This window comes from Paraburkholderia haematera (assembly GCF_905220975.1).
In the GTDB taxonomy this organism is placed as follows: Bacteria; Pseudomonadota; Gammaproteobacteria; order Burkholderiales; family Burkholderiaceae; genus Paraburkholderia; species Paraburkholderia haematera.
The window spans coordinates 20,165-36,512 of record NZ_CAJNBK010000032.1 but is presented as its reverse complement, the minus strand read 5'-3'; the positions used below and the strand labels follow the sequence as shown (position 1 = coordinate 36,512).

The window sequence follows — 16,348 nt, the reverse complement described above, 5'->3', positions numbered from 1 at the left end:
CGGTCGCACAGGTGGCAAGCGTCGCATTGGCGGTGGCGGGAAACGGAGGCGAACATGCTCACACACAGGCGTTGGGAATCATTGGACAGGGCGGAACGAGATTGGCTGCGCGCGAAATACCATTTCGCGGTGAGCGCCGACGGCAATTCCGAGCATGCCGCTTTGGGTCCCCTGATTGTCTGGAACGACGACGAGATCGCGGTTGGCAGCGGTTTCCCCATGCACGGGCATCGTGACATCGAAATCATCACGTATGTGCGCCAGGGCATGCTCGGGCATCGAGACACCCTGGGATCCGAGGGAACGATCCACGCAGGCGATGTCCAGGTCATGAGCGCCGGCACGGGCATACGCCACGCCGAGTTCAACAAGGGCGAGGTGCCGCTCAAGGTGTACCAGATCTGGCTGCTGCCTCGTCGAGCCGGTGGTGAACCCGCGTGGGATACCAAGCCGTTTCCACGAGGCGACCGGTCAGGGCGCTTCGTAGTCCTTGCTAGCGGCTTCGCCGGCGATGAAGGTGCGCTTCCTATTCGCGCCAATGCACGTGTGTTCGGCGCAATGCTCAAGGCAGGCGAAAGCGTTCGACACGCGTTGAGTCCGGCGCGTCGTGCCTATCTCGTCGTGGCCTCGGGACGCATCGAAGTGAATGGCGAGCCCGTTGGGCCGCTAGACGGCGTGGCGATTACGACAGTCGCCACGGCGCAGATTTCCGCTCTTGAAGATTCCGAGCTGGTGATGGTGGACGCCGGCTAATTCCCTTTCTCTTAATCCACCTGCGCAATTTCATCTTAGGAGTTAGTCATGGAACGTTTTAAATTTCTTCCGTTGTTGGGTCGTATTCTGATCGGGGCCCCGTTTGTCATGAGCGGGCTGGGCAAACTCGCGGCGTACAGCGCGACGGTTGGCTATATTGCGGCCATGGGGCTGCCCGTGCCGCCACTCGCGTTCATTCTTGCCGTGCTGACCGAACTGGGCGGTGGCCTGCTATTGCTGTCGGGCTACAGGACTCGCGCCGTATCGCTGGGGATGGCGGTCTTCTGTGTGGTCACTGCGCTGTTCTTTCACCACAACTTCGCCGATCAAAACCAGATGATTCACTTCCTCAAGAACGTGATGATGGCCGGCGGCCTTCTGCAGATCACCTGGTTCGGTGCCGGCGCATTCAGCCTGGACGCGCGCTCCGGTCGGACAGCTTTGCGTGTTTCGCCTGTGAACGCGAGCTGAAAAGGCTGATCCGCTGAGACGTCCGGCTGACCGGCCGGATCGTCTCGCCTTGATCGGCGCTCGCTGCAACGCCAGCGGGCAGCCACCATACCGCTTACTTCCCCAACTGTGCGATGAAGGCGCGGGCGGCCGGCCCCGGCGGCGCGTCCTTGCGGTAGACAATCTTCATCGGCATCACGACATCGCGCGGCAGGCCTTCAATGCGAATTGTCACCAGGGCGCCACTGTCGAGATCGTCCTTGACCATGTGCAGAGGCATATGCCCCCAGCCCAGGCCGGCCTTCAGAAAGGCATATTTGGCGCCTAGATCCGCGAGCCTCCACGTCGAGGCGGACAACACACCGAATTCGCGTCCCTCGGACAATGCGGTTCGGTCGCTCAGTACGAGTTGCACTTGCTTCTTGATTGCGGCAGCGGAAATGCGGCCGCGCACATTCGCGAACGGATGAGCGGGGCTGACGACCGTAACCAGTTCGAGCTCGCGCAAGGATTCGACCTGTAGTTCGTCCGTTACGATTGGCAGCGTGCCAATCACACCAATGTTGCAAATCCCGTCGAGCACCAGCTTCATCACGCCGCCCAGCGCCTCGACATAGAGCCGCAGCGGCGTGTGCGGATAGTCCTTCTGGGACTGCGCTGCCGCGCCCGTCAGACTGTCCATTGGGTACATCACGTCCATTGCAACGGAGAGCTCGGGCTCCAGCCCCTCTCGCATCGCGCGCGCCCGCGCCTTGAAGCTATCAATGGTGTCGGCCACGGAACGGGCGTCGAGCAGCAAACTCTTGCCGGCGTCGGTGAGCTGCGGGTAACGGGCCGTGCGATCGAACAGCTTCACCTCGAGCTGTGCCTCCAGATTCGCAAGGGTCTGGCTAACCACTGATTGCGCGCGCCGGAGCTTGCGTCCGGCTGCTGAGAAGCTGCCTTCATCGACCGCCGCGATAAAGGTCCGAAGCTGATCCAATGTAACGCCGTCAAGCATATCCATCGCTCCAAACGATAAGTGCAATCTAAAAATATAGGCTTTTAAGATGGAGCGCAAGCTCTTACCTTAGGGGTATCGCGTTTTTCCGCGTTTTCCTTAAGGCAGAGCCATGAACATCGACACAGCCGTATTCGCCCCGATTCCAGAGACAACGCTGGCGCCGCGCCGGATCGCTTTTCGCACCCGCGGCAGTGCGCACGGCGGCATTACTCGCCTCGCCAGTCCCTCCGATATCGGCGAGTTGATCAAGCCTTTTGTATTCCTCGATCACGCCGTGGTCGTGCCGACCGGCAAGCCGATGTTCGGGATGCACCCGCACTCGGGCCTCGCAACGCTCACAACCGTGCTGAGCGGCGGAATCTCCTATGCGGACACGACCGGCAAGAGCGGTGAACTTCTAGCCGGCGGCCTCGAATGGATGAAAGCCGGCAAGGGTGTCTGGCACGACGGCAACGTATTGCCGGGCGAAGCCGTACGCCTCTTTCAACTCTGGGTCGCGCTACCGCCCTCGCAGGAGAATTCGCCGGCGGAAAGTCAGTACATCTCGCCGGGCCAGGTTCAGCGGGATGGGCCGGTCCGCGTCATCATCGGACGCCACGGAACGGCGACGAGCGATATCCGCGCGCCTGAAGGCATCAACTACTTCCATGTTGAACTGAACGCTGGGGATACGTGGCACTACGTGCCGCCTGCCGGACACAACGTCGCGTGGCTGGCGATCGACAAGGGGCGGCTGAACGCATCCGAGCCGATCGAGGCAGGGGAACTCGCTGTGTTCGAGGAATCCGACGGGGCGCCCATTGAGTTGCATGCCGAGCACGCGACGTCTTTCGTCATCGGCTCCGCTATCAAGCACCCCTATCCACTGGTGCTCGGCCACTACTCGGTGCATACGAACGCAGACGCGCTTGCGCAGGGCGAGGCCGAGATTCGCCGCATCGGTCGCGATCTGGCCACGCAGCGTCGCACCCGGTAAGAGAGGACACCGATCGAAGGCGTGCGTGTCGTAGCAGTGGATCCCCGCGATGATAGGTATGTCGCGGTATTCCCGGCGCGCACGATTTTCTTTCGAGATCGGTGCGCCGCTTCGCACGATTTCGATACGTCGTCGTGCGAAATCTAAAGCACGCCCGGACGAGCCGCGACACCATGGTCGCACTCAACCCGAGGCCGCCGGCACATGTGCCGGCGCACCTCGTCACCGGGAGAACGAGATGCTGAAGGGATACACGGTACCGCGGACGCCGCTCGGCAAGTCGTCGCTGAATCCGCCGCCGCCGTGGCATTACTCGGGCGACGTGATCGGCGTCGAGTTCTGGGCCTCGCCGGACGCAACCGCAGCGACCCTGCCGCAGGGCCTCACGCCGGATCCGGACACCAACGGTCATGCGGTCGTGCTCTTCATCGACTGGCAGTTCACCGGGGAGCAAGACGAGTATCTCGATCCCGCGCGCTACCAGTACCGCGAGTTCCTGCTGCTTGTGGACGCCCGATACGGCGACCGGCGCGTCGCATGGTGCCCATACATCTTCGTCGACAACGACGCGGCGCTCGCGCGCGGCTGGATTCAGGGTTTCCCGAAGCGCCTCGCGAGCGTCTATCAGACGCGCAGCTACCTCGCGCCGAGCAAGGCGGCCGCGCCGGTTGCGGCCGGCGGCCGCTTCGGCGCGAGCATGTCGGCGAGCGGTCAGCGGCTCGTCGAGGCGCGCGTCACGTTGCGTGAGCCCGTCGCCGATCCGTCGACGCTGCTGTCGCGACCGACCGTGAACCTGCGGTATTTCCCGCGCCTGTCAGCCGGCCAGCACGACCAGCCGGCGATCAACGAACTGGTGCTCTCGATGACCGACGACCTCAAGGTGGTCGACGCGTGGGCGGGCGAAGGCGCCGTGACGTTTCCCGACGCGGCGGGCGAGGAACTGTCGGCGCTCGCGCCGGTGCGCAATGGCGCGGGCTTCCGCATGGGCCTCTCGTACACGGTCACGGACCTGCAACTGCTCGAGGACCTGACGCACTGAACCGTATTGCTTCATTGCCTGCCATCAGGGGAGACGGCGATGTCGAGTGGTTTGCGCCATGGGCGCCATGCATGGACGGTCCTGATGTCGTGCGCGACGCTGACTGGCTGTAGCGACGCGCCGTCGGTCGGCGTGCTGGGCGCGTATTTTCCGGACTGGCTGTTTTGCATCGCGGGCGGCGTGCTGCTGGTGGTATGCGTGCATGTGCTGCTGTCGAAGAGCGGCCGGGGCGCCTGGCTCACGCCGCCCGCAATCGCCTACCCGGCGCTGACGGTACTGTTGTCGATCGCGCTGTGGGTAGTTGGCTTCAATCTTTAATCCGCTTAATCCCTTTTTGATCCCTTTTTAATCCCCTTAACCCTTAGCTGACCGTGTGACCATGACTGCTGCCCAAAGCACGGACGCAGGAAAGCAGCGTCCGCGAACCTGGCCCGCCATGCTGCTGATCGTGCTGGCCGTGCTCGCGGTCATTGCCGTGATCTGGCGCGTGGATACCGTGCCACGCACCGACGACGCGTATGCGTATGCCGACACGATTGGCGTCTCGCCTGAAGTCAGCGGCAAGATCGTGACGCTCGCGGTGCGCAACAACCAGGCGGTGAAGCAGGGCGATCTGCTGTTCGAGATCGACCCGCGGCCGTACCGGTTCGCGTTGCAGCGCGCGCAGGCGGCGCTCGCGCAACTCGATGCGCAGATTCCGTTGACGCAGCGTACCGTCAATGCACAAGGATTCAGCGCCGATGCTGCAAAGTCGGCGGTTGTGCGCGCGCAGGCCGCCGCGAAGCAGGCAGCGGACACGCTAGCGAGAATGGAGCCGCTGATCGCCAAGGGCTATGTCTCTGCTGACGAACTGGAGCGCGCGCGCACCGCGCAACGCGCCGCACTGGCCGAGCTCACAGCCGCGCAATCGCAGGCGAGCGGGGCGCAGGCGGCGGTCAGCAGCGTCGCCGCGCTCGTCGCGCAGCGCGCAGTGCTGACGGCTGAAATCGCGACGGCGCAGCTCAACCTGGAATATGCGACCGTGCGCGCGCCGTTCGATGGCCGCGTCGTCGAGTTGCGCACGTCCGTCGGCCAATTCGTGTCCGCGCAAAAGCCCGTCTTCACGCTGATCGATACGCGGCACTGGTACGTGATCGCCAATTTCCGCGAGAACGAGCTCGGCAACATCCGGCCCGGCACCCGGGCGACCGTGTACCTGATGAGCAGGTCCAACATCCGGTTCAGCGGCTCGGTCGACTCGATCGGCTTCGGCGTCGATCCGCAGGATGGCAGTGGCACCGCGAACGGTCTGCCGAGCATTCAGCGCAGCATCAACTGGGTGCACGTCGCGCAGCGCTTTCCGGTGAAGATCCGGGTCGATCATCCCGATCCGCAGCTGTTCCGGATCGGCACGTCCGCCGTCGCCGTGCTGCAGCCCGAACGCCCCGATAGTCGGGACAATCGCGCGACGCCCAATGGGGCACCGTCATGAGCGGCCTCGACGGCGTCGGGCGCCGTCTCGCCTGGCCGCGGCCGCTCGCGCAGTTCACCACCTTTCTGCGCTACGAACTCGCCGCGTTTCCGGGGCGCGGCAACGTGACGATGCGCTGCGTGCTCGGCAGCGCAATCGTAATCGTCGCGTCGATGACCTTGCAGGTACCCGAGCTGGCGTTGTCGCTGATCGCGGTGTTCTTCATCACGCAGTCGAACATCGTGCTGACCCGCGTGATCGCCTTGAATATCGTGATCGGCACGACCTGCGCGATCGCCTGCATGATCGGCGTCTACAAGCTGACGTTTGACTATCCGTTGCTGCGCATCATCGTCGCGAGCACGATCTTTTTTTGCAGCACCTATCTGATGCGGGCCGTGACAAAGTTCGGGCTCGTTTTCTTTCTCGTCTCACTCATCGTGATCTACGCACAGACCTTCGGCGATCTGACCGATAACGCCGAACGGCTGGTGCGTAACTGTTTGTGGGTGTGGTCGGCGGTCAACTATTCCGTTGCCTTGTCGCTGATCATCAACACGCTGTTTCTGCCGGCCGAGCCGGAGCGGCAGTTGCGCGCCGCGATGCAACGACAGCTCGCGACGGCCCATGCGCGGCTCGCTGCCGTGATCGACGCGGATGCGCCGGCCGTGCGGATCGGCTCGCTCGATCTCGAACGCGGCGCACTGGCGTTGCAGAAGCTGTTGCGCTTCTCGACCATGCGTCACCGCTACAGCCGCGAAGAGGCGTCGGCGAGGCTGGCCTGCGTAACCGCGGTATCGCGCATCCTCGAGGCGGCGGCGGTGCTGCCCGACCATGCTGTCGCGCACGCCGCCGGGCAGATCGACGTCATTCGCGCGATGCAGGACGAACTCGTCTCGCTCGGGCACGCAATCGGCGACAACGCGCAATGGCTTCGCTGGAGCGTACCCGGGAACGCGCCGGTATCGACGTCGATACCGGCGCTCGACGCGATGCAGCGCGCGCTCAACGCGTTCTCCGATGCAATGCGGGGCGCTGTCGCGCCGTCGCCGGATGGTGCCGCCGCCGGCGGTGCAGCGGAGAAAGCGGCGGAAGCAACGAAACCGGCGGCGCGTTCTGTGCTGCTCGAACCGGATGTCTTCGCGAATCCGCGCTACGCGCGCTTCTCGCTGCGTACGGTGTTGTCGGTACTGATCTGCTACGTGTTCTACAACGCGGTGAACTGGCCGGGCATCCACACGATCATGCTGACGTGTCTCGTGGTGGCGCTGCCGAGTCTGGGCGCGTCGAGCCGCCAGGGTGTGCTGCGGATCGGCGGCGCACTGGTCGGTAGCGCGCTGGCGCTGTTCATGGTTGCGTTCGTGATTCCGCAACTGGAGAGCGTGACGGGGCTGCTGCTGATGAGCCTGCCCGTGATCGCGCTCGGCGCCTGGGTGGCGGCGGGTTCAGAGCGGATCAGCTATGCAGGAATCCAGATCATGTTTACGTTTGCGCTGGCTTTGCTCGAATCGTTCTCGCCGCCGTCGGATCTCACCGAGATCCGCGACCGGATCGTCGGCATCCTGCTGGGCGTGGGCGTGGCAACCTTCATCCAGATGTCGATGTGGCCGGAAGGCGAAGCGGATGCGCTGCGCACGCAACTGACGTCGATATTGCGCAAGATTGCGGCGCTGGCGCGTATTGAGGCGAAGGCGGTGCAGAGCGGCCCACATGCGACGGATTCGGCGGTGGTGGTCGAAACGTGGGCCATGCTCGCGGACTGTCAGATGGTGCTGGCGCGCGTCGCGCTCGAACCCGACTGGCGCGAGGGCGAGACGGCGCGGATTACGCTGCTGTCGCAGACGGTGCTCGCGCAGAGCCGTGCGATGCTCGTCGCGATCGAAGCGTTTCACCACGAAGCGATGATCGGCGCGTCGGCAGGCGCACCGATGGAGGGGGCAGCGAAGTTTCAGTCGGATGTCGCGGATACGCTGGAGCGATACGCGTTACAGCTCGCGGCCGAGCCACCGGCCGCGACGACTCCGGCGCCGCTCGACCCAGGTGGACTGCGCACCGCGCCGGCAGGGCCAGCGGGCAGGGCAGGCGCGGAAACGCTGGAACGGCTTGCGCTACGGATTGACGCGGCACTCGCCGGGTTGCCGCGCTGGTGGGGCGGCGAGCGTGGGTCCGGCGAATTCGCGAGTGCGGGGTGATCTGCGATGACGCACTTCGCTTGCATCCTGCGCCGCGCGCAGCGCTTACCGCGCTTACTGAGCCTGTGGCGCCAGACGCGCATGCCGGCGGTACGACTGGCCACGCGATCAGCCATACGACTATTGGCCACACGACCAACCACACGACTGCTCGGCCGCTGGCTCGCGTCGCTCGCGCTGCCGTTGCTCGCCTCGTGCGCGATGATTCATCACGATAGTCCGCCCGCCGCGATGATTGCGCCGCAGCAGATCCGTCTCGCCGACGACATCCATCTGGCCAACGAAGGCTGGCCGTCGGCACGCTGGTGGGCGCAGTATCACGATCCACAGCTCGATACGCTCGTCGACCTGGCGCTCGCCCATGCGCCGACGCTCGCCATTGCACGCGAGCACGTCTCGCAGGCCCATGCGCAGGTCGAGCTGATCCAGGCGGGGTCCGGTCTGCAGATGTCCGCGCTTGGCGCTGTCGATCGCGAGCATGTCTCGGGTCACGGTTTTCTGAGCGCGTATGCGTCGCACGACCCGGCGATCGGCGCGTATGGGCCGTGGTATTGGACCGGGCTGGTGGGCGTCGATGCGCACTACGACATCGACGTCTGGGGCAAGCAGCGCGACCTCGTGCGCGCGGCGATCGGCGAGCAGAACGCGCGGCGCGCGGAGGCGGCGCAGGCCGAGCTCGAAGTCTCGGCAGGCGTCGCGCAGCTCTACTACAGCATGCAGATCACCTACGCGAGCCTCGAGCTGTTGCGGCAGCTTCGCGATGTGCGCGCCTTCGAGCTCGACACGCGCTCGGCGCGGCACGAACGCGGCCTCGAAGCGTTGACCCAAACCGCCGATGCGCGCTCGCGGTTACTCGCGATCGACCAGCAGATCGCGTCGAGCGAGGAGCAGGTTGTCCACGCGCGCGAGGCGCTGCGCGCGCTGGCGGGCGCCGGCCCCGACGATCTGCCGGCGATCGCGCCGGTGCCGCTGCCGTCGCCGTCGGGTTCGCTGCCGTCGACGCTGTCGTATGAGCTGCTCGCGCGGCGCCCGGATCTGCAGGCGATGCGCTGGTTGGTACAGGCATCGTTCGACAAGATCGATGCGGCGAAAGCGGCGTTCTACCCGAGCTTCGACATCACCGCGTTCTTCGGTTTCAACGCGCTGCGCATGCGCGACCTGTTCTTGCATGCGAGCCAGCAGATCAACCTCATTCCCGGCCTCACGCTGCCGATCTTCGACGGCGGCCGCCTGAACGCGAACCTGCACGGCGCGCGCACGGCCAGCAATACGCTGATCGAGCAGTACGACCAGGCGGTGCTCGACGCGGTGCGCGACGTCGCGCAGAACGGCAGCGAGATTGACGACCTCGATCATCGCGCGCATCTGCAGCGTGACCGGATCGACGCGTTACGTTTTGCGAGCGACAGTGCCGAGGCGAGTTATCAAACCGGCCTGGGCGACAGGACAAGCGCGATGCAGGCGAAGGCGCCGGTCATCGTTGGGCGCCTCGAACTTGTGCAGCTTACCGGCGACGAGATCGAGGCGGGCATCGTGCTGACCAGGGCGCTCGGCGGCGGCTATCGCAGCGACGACTTGCCGGGGGACCCGGCCGGCACGAAGGTGCATTAGGGCCCGTTTTTAGCGTGAACAGGCCCTAAACGGCGAGCGCGCCGGCCTCGTTGCTGTTGCCGGTTGCCCCGGCGAGCGTGATGACCCTCGTTCGGGGGATGGGTCGCCGCGCCTGCCGACCTTAACGCGATCGATGACCCGCCTGCCATGGAGCCGAGTCATGAAGAATCATGATGCTTCGGGAATTCGCACGTCGCTTCGGGTAACGCCGCTATTTCACCGGGCACCGTTGATCCGTCGAGGCGGGTTGTGACGGAGGATATCGATCTGATCGAACTCACCGCCGCAATCGTGGCGAGTTTCGTGTCGTGCAATCCGTTGCCGGCAGCCGATCTGCCGGCGTTCATCTGGAACACCTACGCCGCGCTGGCCGCATTGCGCACGACGTCGGCACCGGTCGCGCAGCCCCGGGCGGCGGTGCCGATCGAGGAATCGGTGCGTGACGATTACCTCGTCTGTCTCGAAGACGGACGCAAGCTGAAGTCGCTCAAGCGCTACCTTCAGCGCCACTTCGCGATGACCCCCGACGAATATCGCGCGAAGTGGGGCCTGCCCGCTGACTACCCGATGGTCGCGCCGGCCTATTCCGCGCTGCGCTCGTCGATCGCGAAGCGCCATCCCGCGGGCGCAATCAAGCCGCGTCGCGGCGCCTGAGAACGCACGAACGAGGGATGCCGCTGCCGTCGCGCTCACCCGACGAGGGGATGTTGCGCCGTCGCGAGACTGCGCAAGATGGGGACCGTCGACTTACGCCGGGCGGAGGCGCATATGTTCACGCGGACACTGAATGCAGCGTACGGCAACGAGGCAGCAGATTTCGCCGCCGACGGCGGGACCGCGCTCGAGGAAGCCGATCCGGTCGCCGACGCGTCCCACCGGCTCCACCCGGACAGCATCTGCGACGCGCTCGTCGCGCGCCTCGTTGCGCGGGCTGCCGAGCGCACGCCGCCGACCGCGCGGCGCACAGCGTCGCTGCCGACGTGGCGTCTGCGGCGTGCGCTCGACTTCATCGAAGCGAATCTCGCCCAGCCGATCGGACTTGCCGATGTCGCTGCCAGCACCGGCCTAACCCGAATGCATTTCGCCGCGCAGTTCCGCTCAACGACCGGCTATTCGCCACACGCCTATCTGCGGCAGCGCAGAATCGCGCATGCCCAGATGTTGCTGCGCTCGTCGGCGCTCAGCGTGCTTGACGTCGCGCTCAGTTGTGGCTTCGGGTCGCATGCGCATTTCACGACCGTCTTCGGGCGCATGGTCGGCGAGCCGCCCAACAGCTGGCGGACGCGCATGCGCGGCGACGGGCCAATCATGGAGTCGGCCGAGGTTATCGCCGCGCGCCGGAGCGACACGGGAGCGTGATCATGCAGGCCGATCTGGCGGATGACGGATGTTGGTGCGCCGCGTTGCGGCTGCTCGACGGTGGCTCCTCGTGCGAGTGGGCTGCGAGCCGGCTAGCGCCGCGCCTTGAAGCGGCAAAGGTGCCCGCTGCGAAAATCGACGCGTGCCGCGAATGCGTGGTGCGCGTGCTCGATCGTGTTTCTGCGAAGATCGTGGTCGTGTACTGGTGCGATGCAACGTCCTGCCGCTACGGCGATCAGTTGTGGCGGGTGGGCGTCTCGAGGCGGCGCGGTCGATGCGCGTTGTCTGGTGCGCCGATCAAGGCCGGCGACGCGGTCTATCGTCCGCGACAGGGGCGGCCGAGGCCCGTTAACGCGGCTGCAATGATGCTGGCGGCCGAGGTCGAGCGCGTGTCGCCCGGCTGATCGCCGGCCGCATTACAAACCCCGGTATTGATCGCTTTCGTTTCGGTTGCAGTCTGGGCAATACCGGGCAACAACCCATCCTTTACCAAAAAAGAACCGAATCATCACGCTTTTCCGGACGCTCATCTCTAGTCTGGACGGTACTGTGTTCGTCAAGCGGTTGCGACGATCGGGTGTCCGGCGGAGCGTGGAATGAACGAGGCATTTGTCTGCGAAACTGATCAGGAAGCGGGGCATCTTCATCCCCGCGTGGCGCCGTCGCGGGCGCAGTCCGAAGGCGTTGTCGAAGCCGTTGTCGAAGCCGTTGTGATGCGGGCGCTTCACGTCGTGCCGCCCGGGTCGGTGTCCGTCGACGAAGTTCAGGCATTGGCGCGCGTCGGGCGGGGGCGGCCTGCGGTGAGTGTGGCGCGCATCTATCCGGATCTTGCGCGCGCATGGCAGATGCTGGTCCGGCTCAAGGCCGCCGAAGCGCTGCTGAGCGCGCAGCGGATTGAAGGGCAGATCGGCCGGTTGCCGGGCACGGTCGCGGTTGCGGTGCGTTGCGAGATCGCCGCCGTGCGGGCCGCGGCGCTCATGCTGCAGGACGACGCGGGAGCCGCATTGGCCGCTGCGCTTTCCGCGCTGCGGCTTGGCGCCGCAATGCCAACCGCGCACGTCGCGCTGACAGTGTGCCGCTGCGTTTACTGGCGCCTCGGCGATCTCGAGAGTTTCTACGCGGTGGAACGCCGCGCGCCGGACGAGCAGCCGGGCCGGCTGCGCGCGATCACCACGATGTTCGACCTTGCGCTCGATGCCGCGATCGAATTCGGTCAGATGCATTTCAATGCCGCGCGCTTGCTGGCCGACGACGCGCTCGATGTCGCGCGCCGTTTCGGCGCCGGTCCGGCGGCAATCGACGCGCTGCCCGCCTGCGTGATGGCGCAGGTGCTGTACGAGGAGGGGCGAGTCGACGAGAGCGAGGCGCTGGTCGCGGCACGGCTGCCGGCAATCCGGCAGGGCGGTGCGATCGAAGGCGCGGTGCGCGGTTACGGACTGCTCGCTCGCATCGCCGCGAACCGGCGGCAGCCGGCACAAGCGCTCCTGCTGCTGGCCGAGGCGGACGCGCTTGGGATGAAGCGCAACTGGCCGCGGCTGCGCGCCGCCAGCCTCGCGCAGCAGGTCGAGATGCACGTGGCCGCGGATCGCATCGACCAGGCGGCGCTCTGCGCCCAACGGCTCACCGTGCTGGCCGGGCAATGCGGCGCGGCGAGCAGCAGCGCGCGCTTCGAGATCGCGCGCTACCACGTGCTCGCGCAGGCGCGGCTTGCGCTCGCGCAGGCGCATTCCCAGGCATCCGCTCAGGCGTTCCCTCAGACACCCATTCACGTATCCGCCGCTGTCGATCTCGCGGCGCTGCGGCAGCTCCATTGCGATACCGTTCTGAGATGCGATCGATACGGTGCGGTGACGATCGCGCTATTGCTGGTCGAAGCGTTGCTGGTCGCCGGGCTGCGCGATCAGGCGGTCGAGACGCTCGTCGCGCTGCTGAAGCAGGCGGCTTCGGCGGGATTGCATCAGACGCTCGTTGAGTGCAGCGAGCGCGTAGCGAAGCTGATCGACGGGATCGTGCGAGGTTCGATCGAACCGGCCGGCGACGTCCGCGAGCTGCTTCCCTACGCAGGCGCATTGATGTCGCGACGCCGGCGCGGCACCGCCCATGCGCCGGCCGGGTGCGATTCGCCGCGGGACATCGCGCGATCCGTGGCCGCCATGGGCCTCAGCGAGCGTGAACGCGCGATCATCGGGCTGATGGGGCGTGGGCTGACCAACAAGCAGATCGCGATCCGACTGTGCATCGCGCCCGAGACCGTGAAGTCGCACGCAAAGCATCTGTACACGAAGCTGTCGGTGAGGAACCGGATCGAAGCGGTGACGCTGGCGAGCCGTCTGGGTCTCGTCCGGCTATCCGGGGGCGCGCGCGCCGCTGACTAGCCCGCTTCGAACGTCTCGCGCAGACGATGGCCCGACGGCAGCGTCGCGGCGAGTGCGTCCTTCATCGTCTTGCTGAGTGCTGCGTGGCGGTTGGCCGATTGTGTGTCACCGGCCAACTCACAGGCGCGGGCAGCCGTGCGATGGATGCGCCAGTCCGCTAGCGGCGTCTGGTAACCCCGCGTTGCCTCGAGCGCATGCTGCACGCAGCGCAATGCATGGCTTGCGTCGTGCTGTTCGCACGCGACCCGCGCGCGCAACTCCCACGCGAAGCCCTGCCACGTGCGCTCCTCGATACGGGTCGCCAGTTTGACAAGACGGTCGGCATGGGCAATCGCAGCGTCGAGGTCGCCGTCCGCCAGTGCGGCGCCCGCGAGCCCCCATTCGAGCGGCAGACGCCAGTACCAGTCGAAGATCACCGGCAGCGCGTCCATCCGCTGCATTACCTGCGTAAGCGCGTCGCGTGCGGCGCGCGTATCGCCGAGGCCGAGCTGTGCGAGCCCGGTCAGCAGCAGGCAGAGCCGGAATTCGGCCGGCAGGATCGATTTGCCGCTGCCCGGTTCGGGCGACTTGCCGGGCAGCACCTGCGCGCAGGATTGCAGCATCGCGTCGAAATCCATTGCGTGAAACTGCACCCAGCAGCGATAGAGCGTGAGCGTGTCCGCACCGTACGGGTTGCCGTTGTGCGCGAACATCGTGATCGCCTTGTCGAACTCGCGTTGCGCGCGGCCAAAATCGCCGAGATAGAGCTGCGTCCACGGCACACCCAGATGCACCATCCAGGTCGCGCGCGCCATATTGAACTCGGGGCGGTTTTCGTCGTTCTCGACGAGGAAACGGTAGCTCTTGAGGATAGTGTCCTGGGCTTCCTGGTAGCGCGACGACACGAGCAGGACCATGGAGTATTCGCACAGCGACCAGGCGGTCGTGTAGGGATCCTCACCGGCGCGCAGGGGGACAAGCGCCTCTTCGCACTGCGCGATGTCTTCGGCACACCAGCCGCGCACCCACATCCGCCATACATAGCCGCTGATGCGGGTGCGGGCCTGCTGCTGCGGGTTAGTCTGCCGAACGCTCAGCGCGAGCGCTTCGTCGATGATCTGGTTGCAGCGCGCCTGGTCGCGCCAGCTATACGCATACGCGAGGCTCATCAGCGCCCGGCTCTGGATGTCGATCAGGCCGTGCTGCGCGGCGCGCTCCGCAAGCTGTTCGCAGGTTTCCCGCGCGCGGGAATCGTGGGCGGCCGCGAAGATCGAAGCGCGGCCTTCGAGGAATTCCGTTTCCGCCGCGGCGCGCGCTTCACTGGGCAGATTGGCCGCGAACATCAACGCGCGGTCGAGGACCGCGAGCGCGTCGTTGTACGCGAGACGTTTCTTCGCCGTCTGGATCGCAATGCGCAGATAGCCGAGTGCACGTTCCCAACGTTTCGCGGCGGCGAAGTGCTGGGCGAGTTCGGCGGCGACCCCGCCGCGCTCGTCCGGTGCGAACAGCGCCTCGAGCGCCTCGGCGACGCGCAGATGGGAGCGGGTGGTGCGCAGCAGACCTTGCCGCTCGTAGAAAGTCTGCCGGTACATCGTGTGGCGGAATGCGTAGGTGCACGCGGTGAGACTGTCATCAAGCGCAGACGACGGCTCGCGCCGGATGAAACTTTCCTGACGGCAGAGCGCCTCGCAGATCTCCTCAAAATGCTCCTGGCCCAGGCCGGCGGCCGGCGCCGCAGTGGCCGCGCTAAACGCGAGGCCGGCGACGCTCGCGCCTTCGAGCGCGCGTTGCTGGTCGTCGGAGAGCCGCTGGATGCGATGCTCGATCACCTGGTTCAGCGTGAGCGGCACTTCCAGCCGCACTTCCGAGGGCGACAGATGCAGCTTCCAGCCTTCGGGCGTCGATTGCGCGATGCCTTGCTCGACAAGGTGATCCAGCGTCGCAACCATGAACAGAGGGTTGCCGCCGGAGCGCTCACGCACCAGTTGAGCGAAGCCGTTCGCGCTGCCCGGCCGATCCTCGCGCGGGCTGCCCGTCAGATATTCGGCGATGGCGCCTTCGCTCAATGGTTCCAGCACGATGTCGTGACAGAGTTTCTGCAGCCCCAGATCGCGGTTCAGCCGGCACAACGGATGTTGCGCGAGTTCGGCATCTTCCGGACGGTACGTCGCGATCACCATCAGACGTGCGCCGCTGCGATGGCGGGCCAGCGCTGACAACATGTCGACCGTCGAATAGTCGGACCAATGCAGGTCTTCGAACACCAGCGCGATCGGCCGCTCGAGCGACAACGCTTCGAGGAATTCGCAGATCTCGCGCAACATGCGTCCGCTCGCCGCGCCGATCACTTGATGCTGCAGTTCGGCGCGGTACTGCTGCGGCACCGATCCGAGCATCTGGAGTGCCCAGGTCGGCGCGATCGACACGAGCGTGCGGGTGAGCATCGGGCCGGCTTCGCTGCGGGTCAGTTGTGTCAGCGCGTCGAGCACCGGGTAGTACGGCTCGATGCCGCCGTAGCCTTCGACGCAGCGTCCGAGCGACGTCAACACCGTGGCATCGCCATCGAGCGAATCCAGGAACCGGTTGACGAGCGTCGTCTTGCCGATGCCCGGTTCGCCCGCCACGAACACGATGCGCGATGCGCCATTGCGTGCCTCGTCGAACAGCGTCTTCAAACGGTTCAGTTGCTGCTTGCGGCCGACGAATCCGCCATGGCCGCGTTCGTCCGCCTTGCGCACGCCGGTGCCGGAACTGGCGGAGAGCGGCGCGATGAAGCGATAGCCGCGGCCGCGATGGGTTTCGATAAAGCTTGGACGTGCGGGATCGTCGCCGAGCGCCGTGCGGATGGTCAGCATGTGGGCCTTCAGCACTTCAGGCTGGACATGCACGTTCTGCCACAGTGCATCGAGGAATTCGTCGTGCGTGATGAGCCGGCCAGCGTGATCGATCAGGTATTGCAGCATGTCGTAGGCGCGCGGCGCCAACGTAAGCCTGCGGCTCGTGCCGTCGGGCGCACATTGCCAGACGCATCGATTCGCTCGATCCAGCCGAAAGGGTGGGAAATCGATCACGTAGGTTCTCCGACGGAGCAGCAACCTGATTTGGTTGTCGCGATTTTATACTGCGCGTGTCGGTCACGCGGACTGGAGCATTCCATGACC

14 protein-coding genes are annotated in these 16,348 nt (G+C 65.7%); 12 read left to right on the top strand and 2 right to left on the bottom strand.

Features of this window, described 5'->3' with window-relative positions; translation table 11 throughout:
- Positions 1-54 precede the first annotated feature (54 nt).
- Positions 55-753 carry a pirin family protein gene (locus KHO23_RS31385; RefSeq protein WP_211616448.1) on the top strand — a complete coding sequence of 233 codons (699 nt, stop codon included), beginning with the start codon at positions 55-57 and terminating at the stop codon, positions 751-753.
- A gap of 48 nt (positions 754-801) precedes the next feature.
- Positions 802-1,224: a DoxX family protein gene (locus tag KHO23_RS31380; protein ID WP_211616446.1), complete on the top strand. Its 423-nt coding sequence runs from the start codon at positions 802-804 to the stop codon at positions 1,222-1,224.
- A 94-nt stretch (positions 1,225-1,318) separates the two neighbouring features.
- Here KHO23_RS31380 and KHO23_RS31375 read toward each other — a convergent pair whose 3' ends face one another.
- The gene (locus KHO23_RS31375) at positions 1,319-2,203 is read right to left on the bottom strand and encodes a LysR family transcriptional regulator (RefSeq protein WP_211616499.1); all 885 of its coding nucleotides are present in this window, start codon (positions 2,201-2,203) and stop codon (positions 1,319-1,321) included.
- Positions 2,204-2,315: 112 nt separating this feature from the next.
- Between KHO23_RS31375 and KHO23_RS31370 the strand changes: the two genes are divergently transcribed.
- The 10 genes from KHO23_RS31370 (at position 2,316) to KHO23_RS31325 (ending at position 13,208) form a co-directional block, all read left to right on the top strand.
- Positions 2,316-3,182, top strand: coding sequence for a pirin family protein (locus KHO23_RS31370; protein ID WP_211616444.1), 867 nt, complete (start codon positions 2,316-2,318; stop codon positions 3,180-3,182).
- 238 nt (positions 3,183-3,420) lie between these two features.
- Positions 3,421-4,221, top strand: a complete 801-nt coding sequence (locus tag KHO23_RS31365) for an acetoacetate decarboxylase family protein (protein WP_211616442.1) — start codon at positions 3,421-3,423, stop codon at positions 4,219-4,221.
- 39 nt (positions 4,222-4,260) lie between these two features.
- Complete coding sequence (locus KHO23_RS31360) at positions 4,261-4,539, top strand: YtcA family lipoprotein (RefSeq protein WP_236067066.1); 279 nt, start codon at positions 4,261-4,263, stop codon at positions 4,537-4,539.
- A 61-nt stretch (positions 4,540-4,600) separates the two neighbouring features.
- Positions 4,601-5,692 (top strand): multidrug transporter subunit MdtN, encoded by a 1,092-nt coding sequence (gene mdtN / locus KHO23_RS31355; RefSeq protein WP_211616440.1) that lies wholly within the window; start codon positions 4,601-4,603, stop codon positions 5,690-5,692.
- Complete coding sequence (locus KHO23_RS31350) at positions 5,689-7,863, top strand: FUSC family protein (protein WP_211616438.1); 2,175 nt, start codon at positions 5,689-5,691, stop codon at positions 7,861-7,863. The genes mdtN and KHO23_RS31350 overlap by 4 nt, the downstream gene beginning before the upstream one ends.
- A 6-nt stretch (positions 7,864-7,869) precedes the next feature.
- Positions 7,870-9,474 (top strand): MdtP family multidrug efflux transporter outer membrane subunit, encoded by a 1,605-nt coding sequence (locus KHO23_RS31345; protein ID WP_236067065.1) that lies wholly within the window; start codon positions 7,870-7,872, stop codon positions 9,472-9,474.
- A gap of 249 nt (positions 9,475-9,723) precedes the next feature.
- Positions 9,724-10,128: a MucR family transcriptional regulator gene (locus KHO23_RS31340; RefSeq protein ID WP_211616436.1), complete on the top strand. Its 405-nt coding sequence runs from the start codon at positions 9,724-9,726 to the stop codon at positions 10,126-10,128.
- 114 nt (positions 10,129-10,242) lie between these two features.
- Positions 10,243-10,833, top strand: a complete 591-nt coding sequence (locus tag KHO23_RS31335) for a helix-turn-helix domain-containing protein (protein ID WP_236067064.1) — start codon at positions 10,243-10,245, stop codon at positions 10,831-10,833.
- 2 nt (positions 10,834-10,835) lie between these two features.
- Positions 10,836-11,237, top strand: a complete 402-nt coding sequence (locus KHO23_RS31330; protein ID WP_211616432.1) for a DUF3331 domain-containing protein — start codon at positions 10,836-10,838, stop codon at positions 11,235-11,237.
- 192 nt (positions 11,238-11,429) lie between these two features.
- The gene (locus tag KHO23_RS31325) at positions 11,430-13,208 is read left to right on the top strand and encodes a LuxR C-terminal-related transcriptional regulator (RefSeq protein WP_211616430.1); all 1,779 of its coding nucleotides are present in this window, start codon (positions 11,430-11,432) and stop codon (positions 13,206-13,208) included.
- On the opposite strand, the gene KHO23_RS31320 is transcribed toward KHO23_RS31325, so the two are convergent.
- Positions 13,205-16,258, bottom strand: a complete 3,054-nt coding sequence (locus KHO23_RS31320) for an ATP-binding protein (protein ID WP_211616428.1) — start codon at positions 16,256-16,258, stop codon at positions 13,205-13,207. The two genes, KHO23_RS31325 and KHO23_RS31320, sit on opposite strands and share 4 nt — an antisense overlap.
- Between the last annotated feature and the right edge of the window lie 90 nt (positions 16,259-16,348).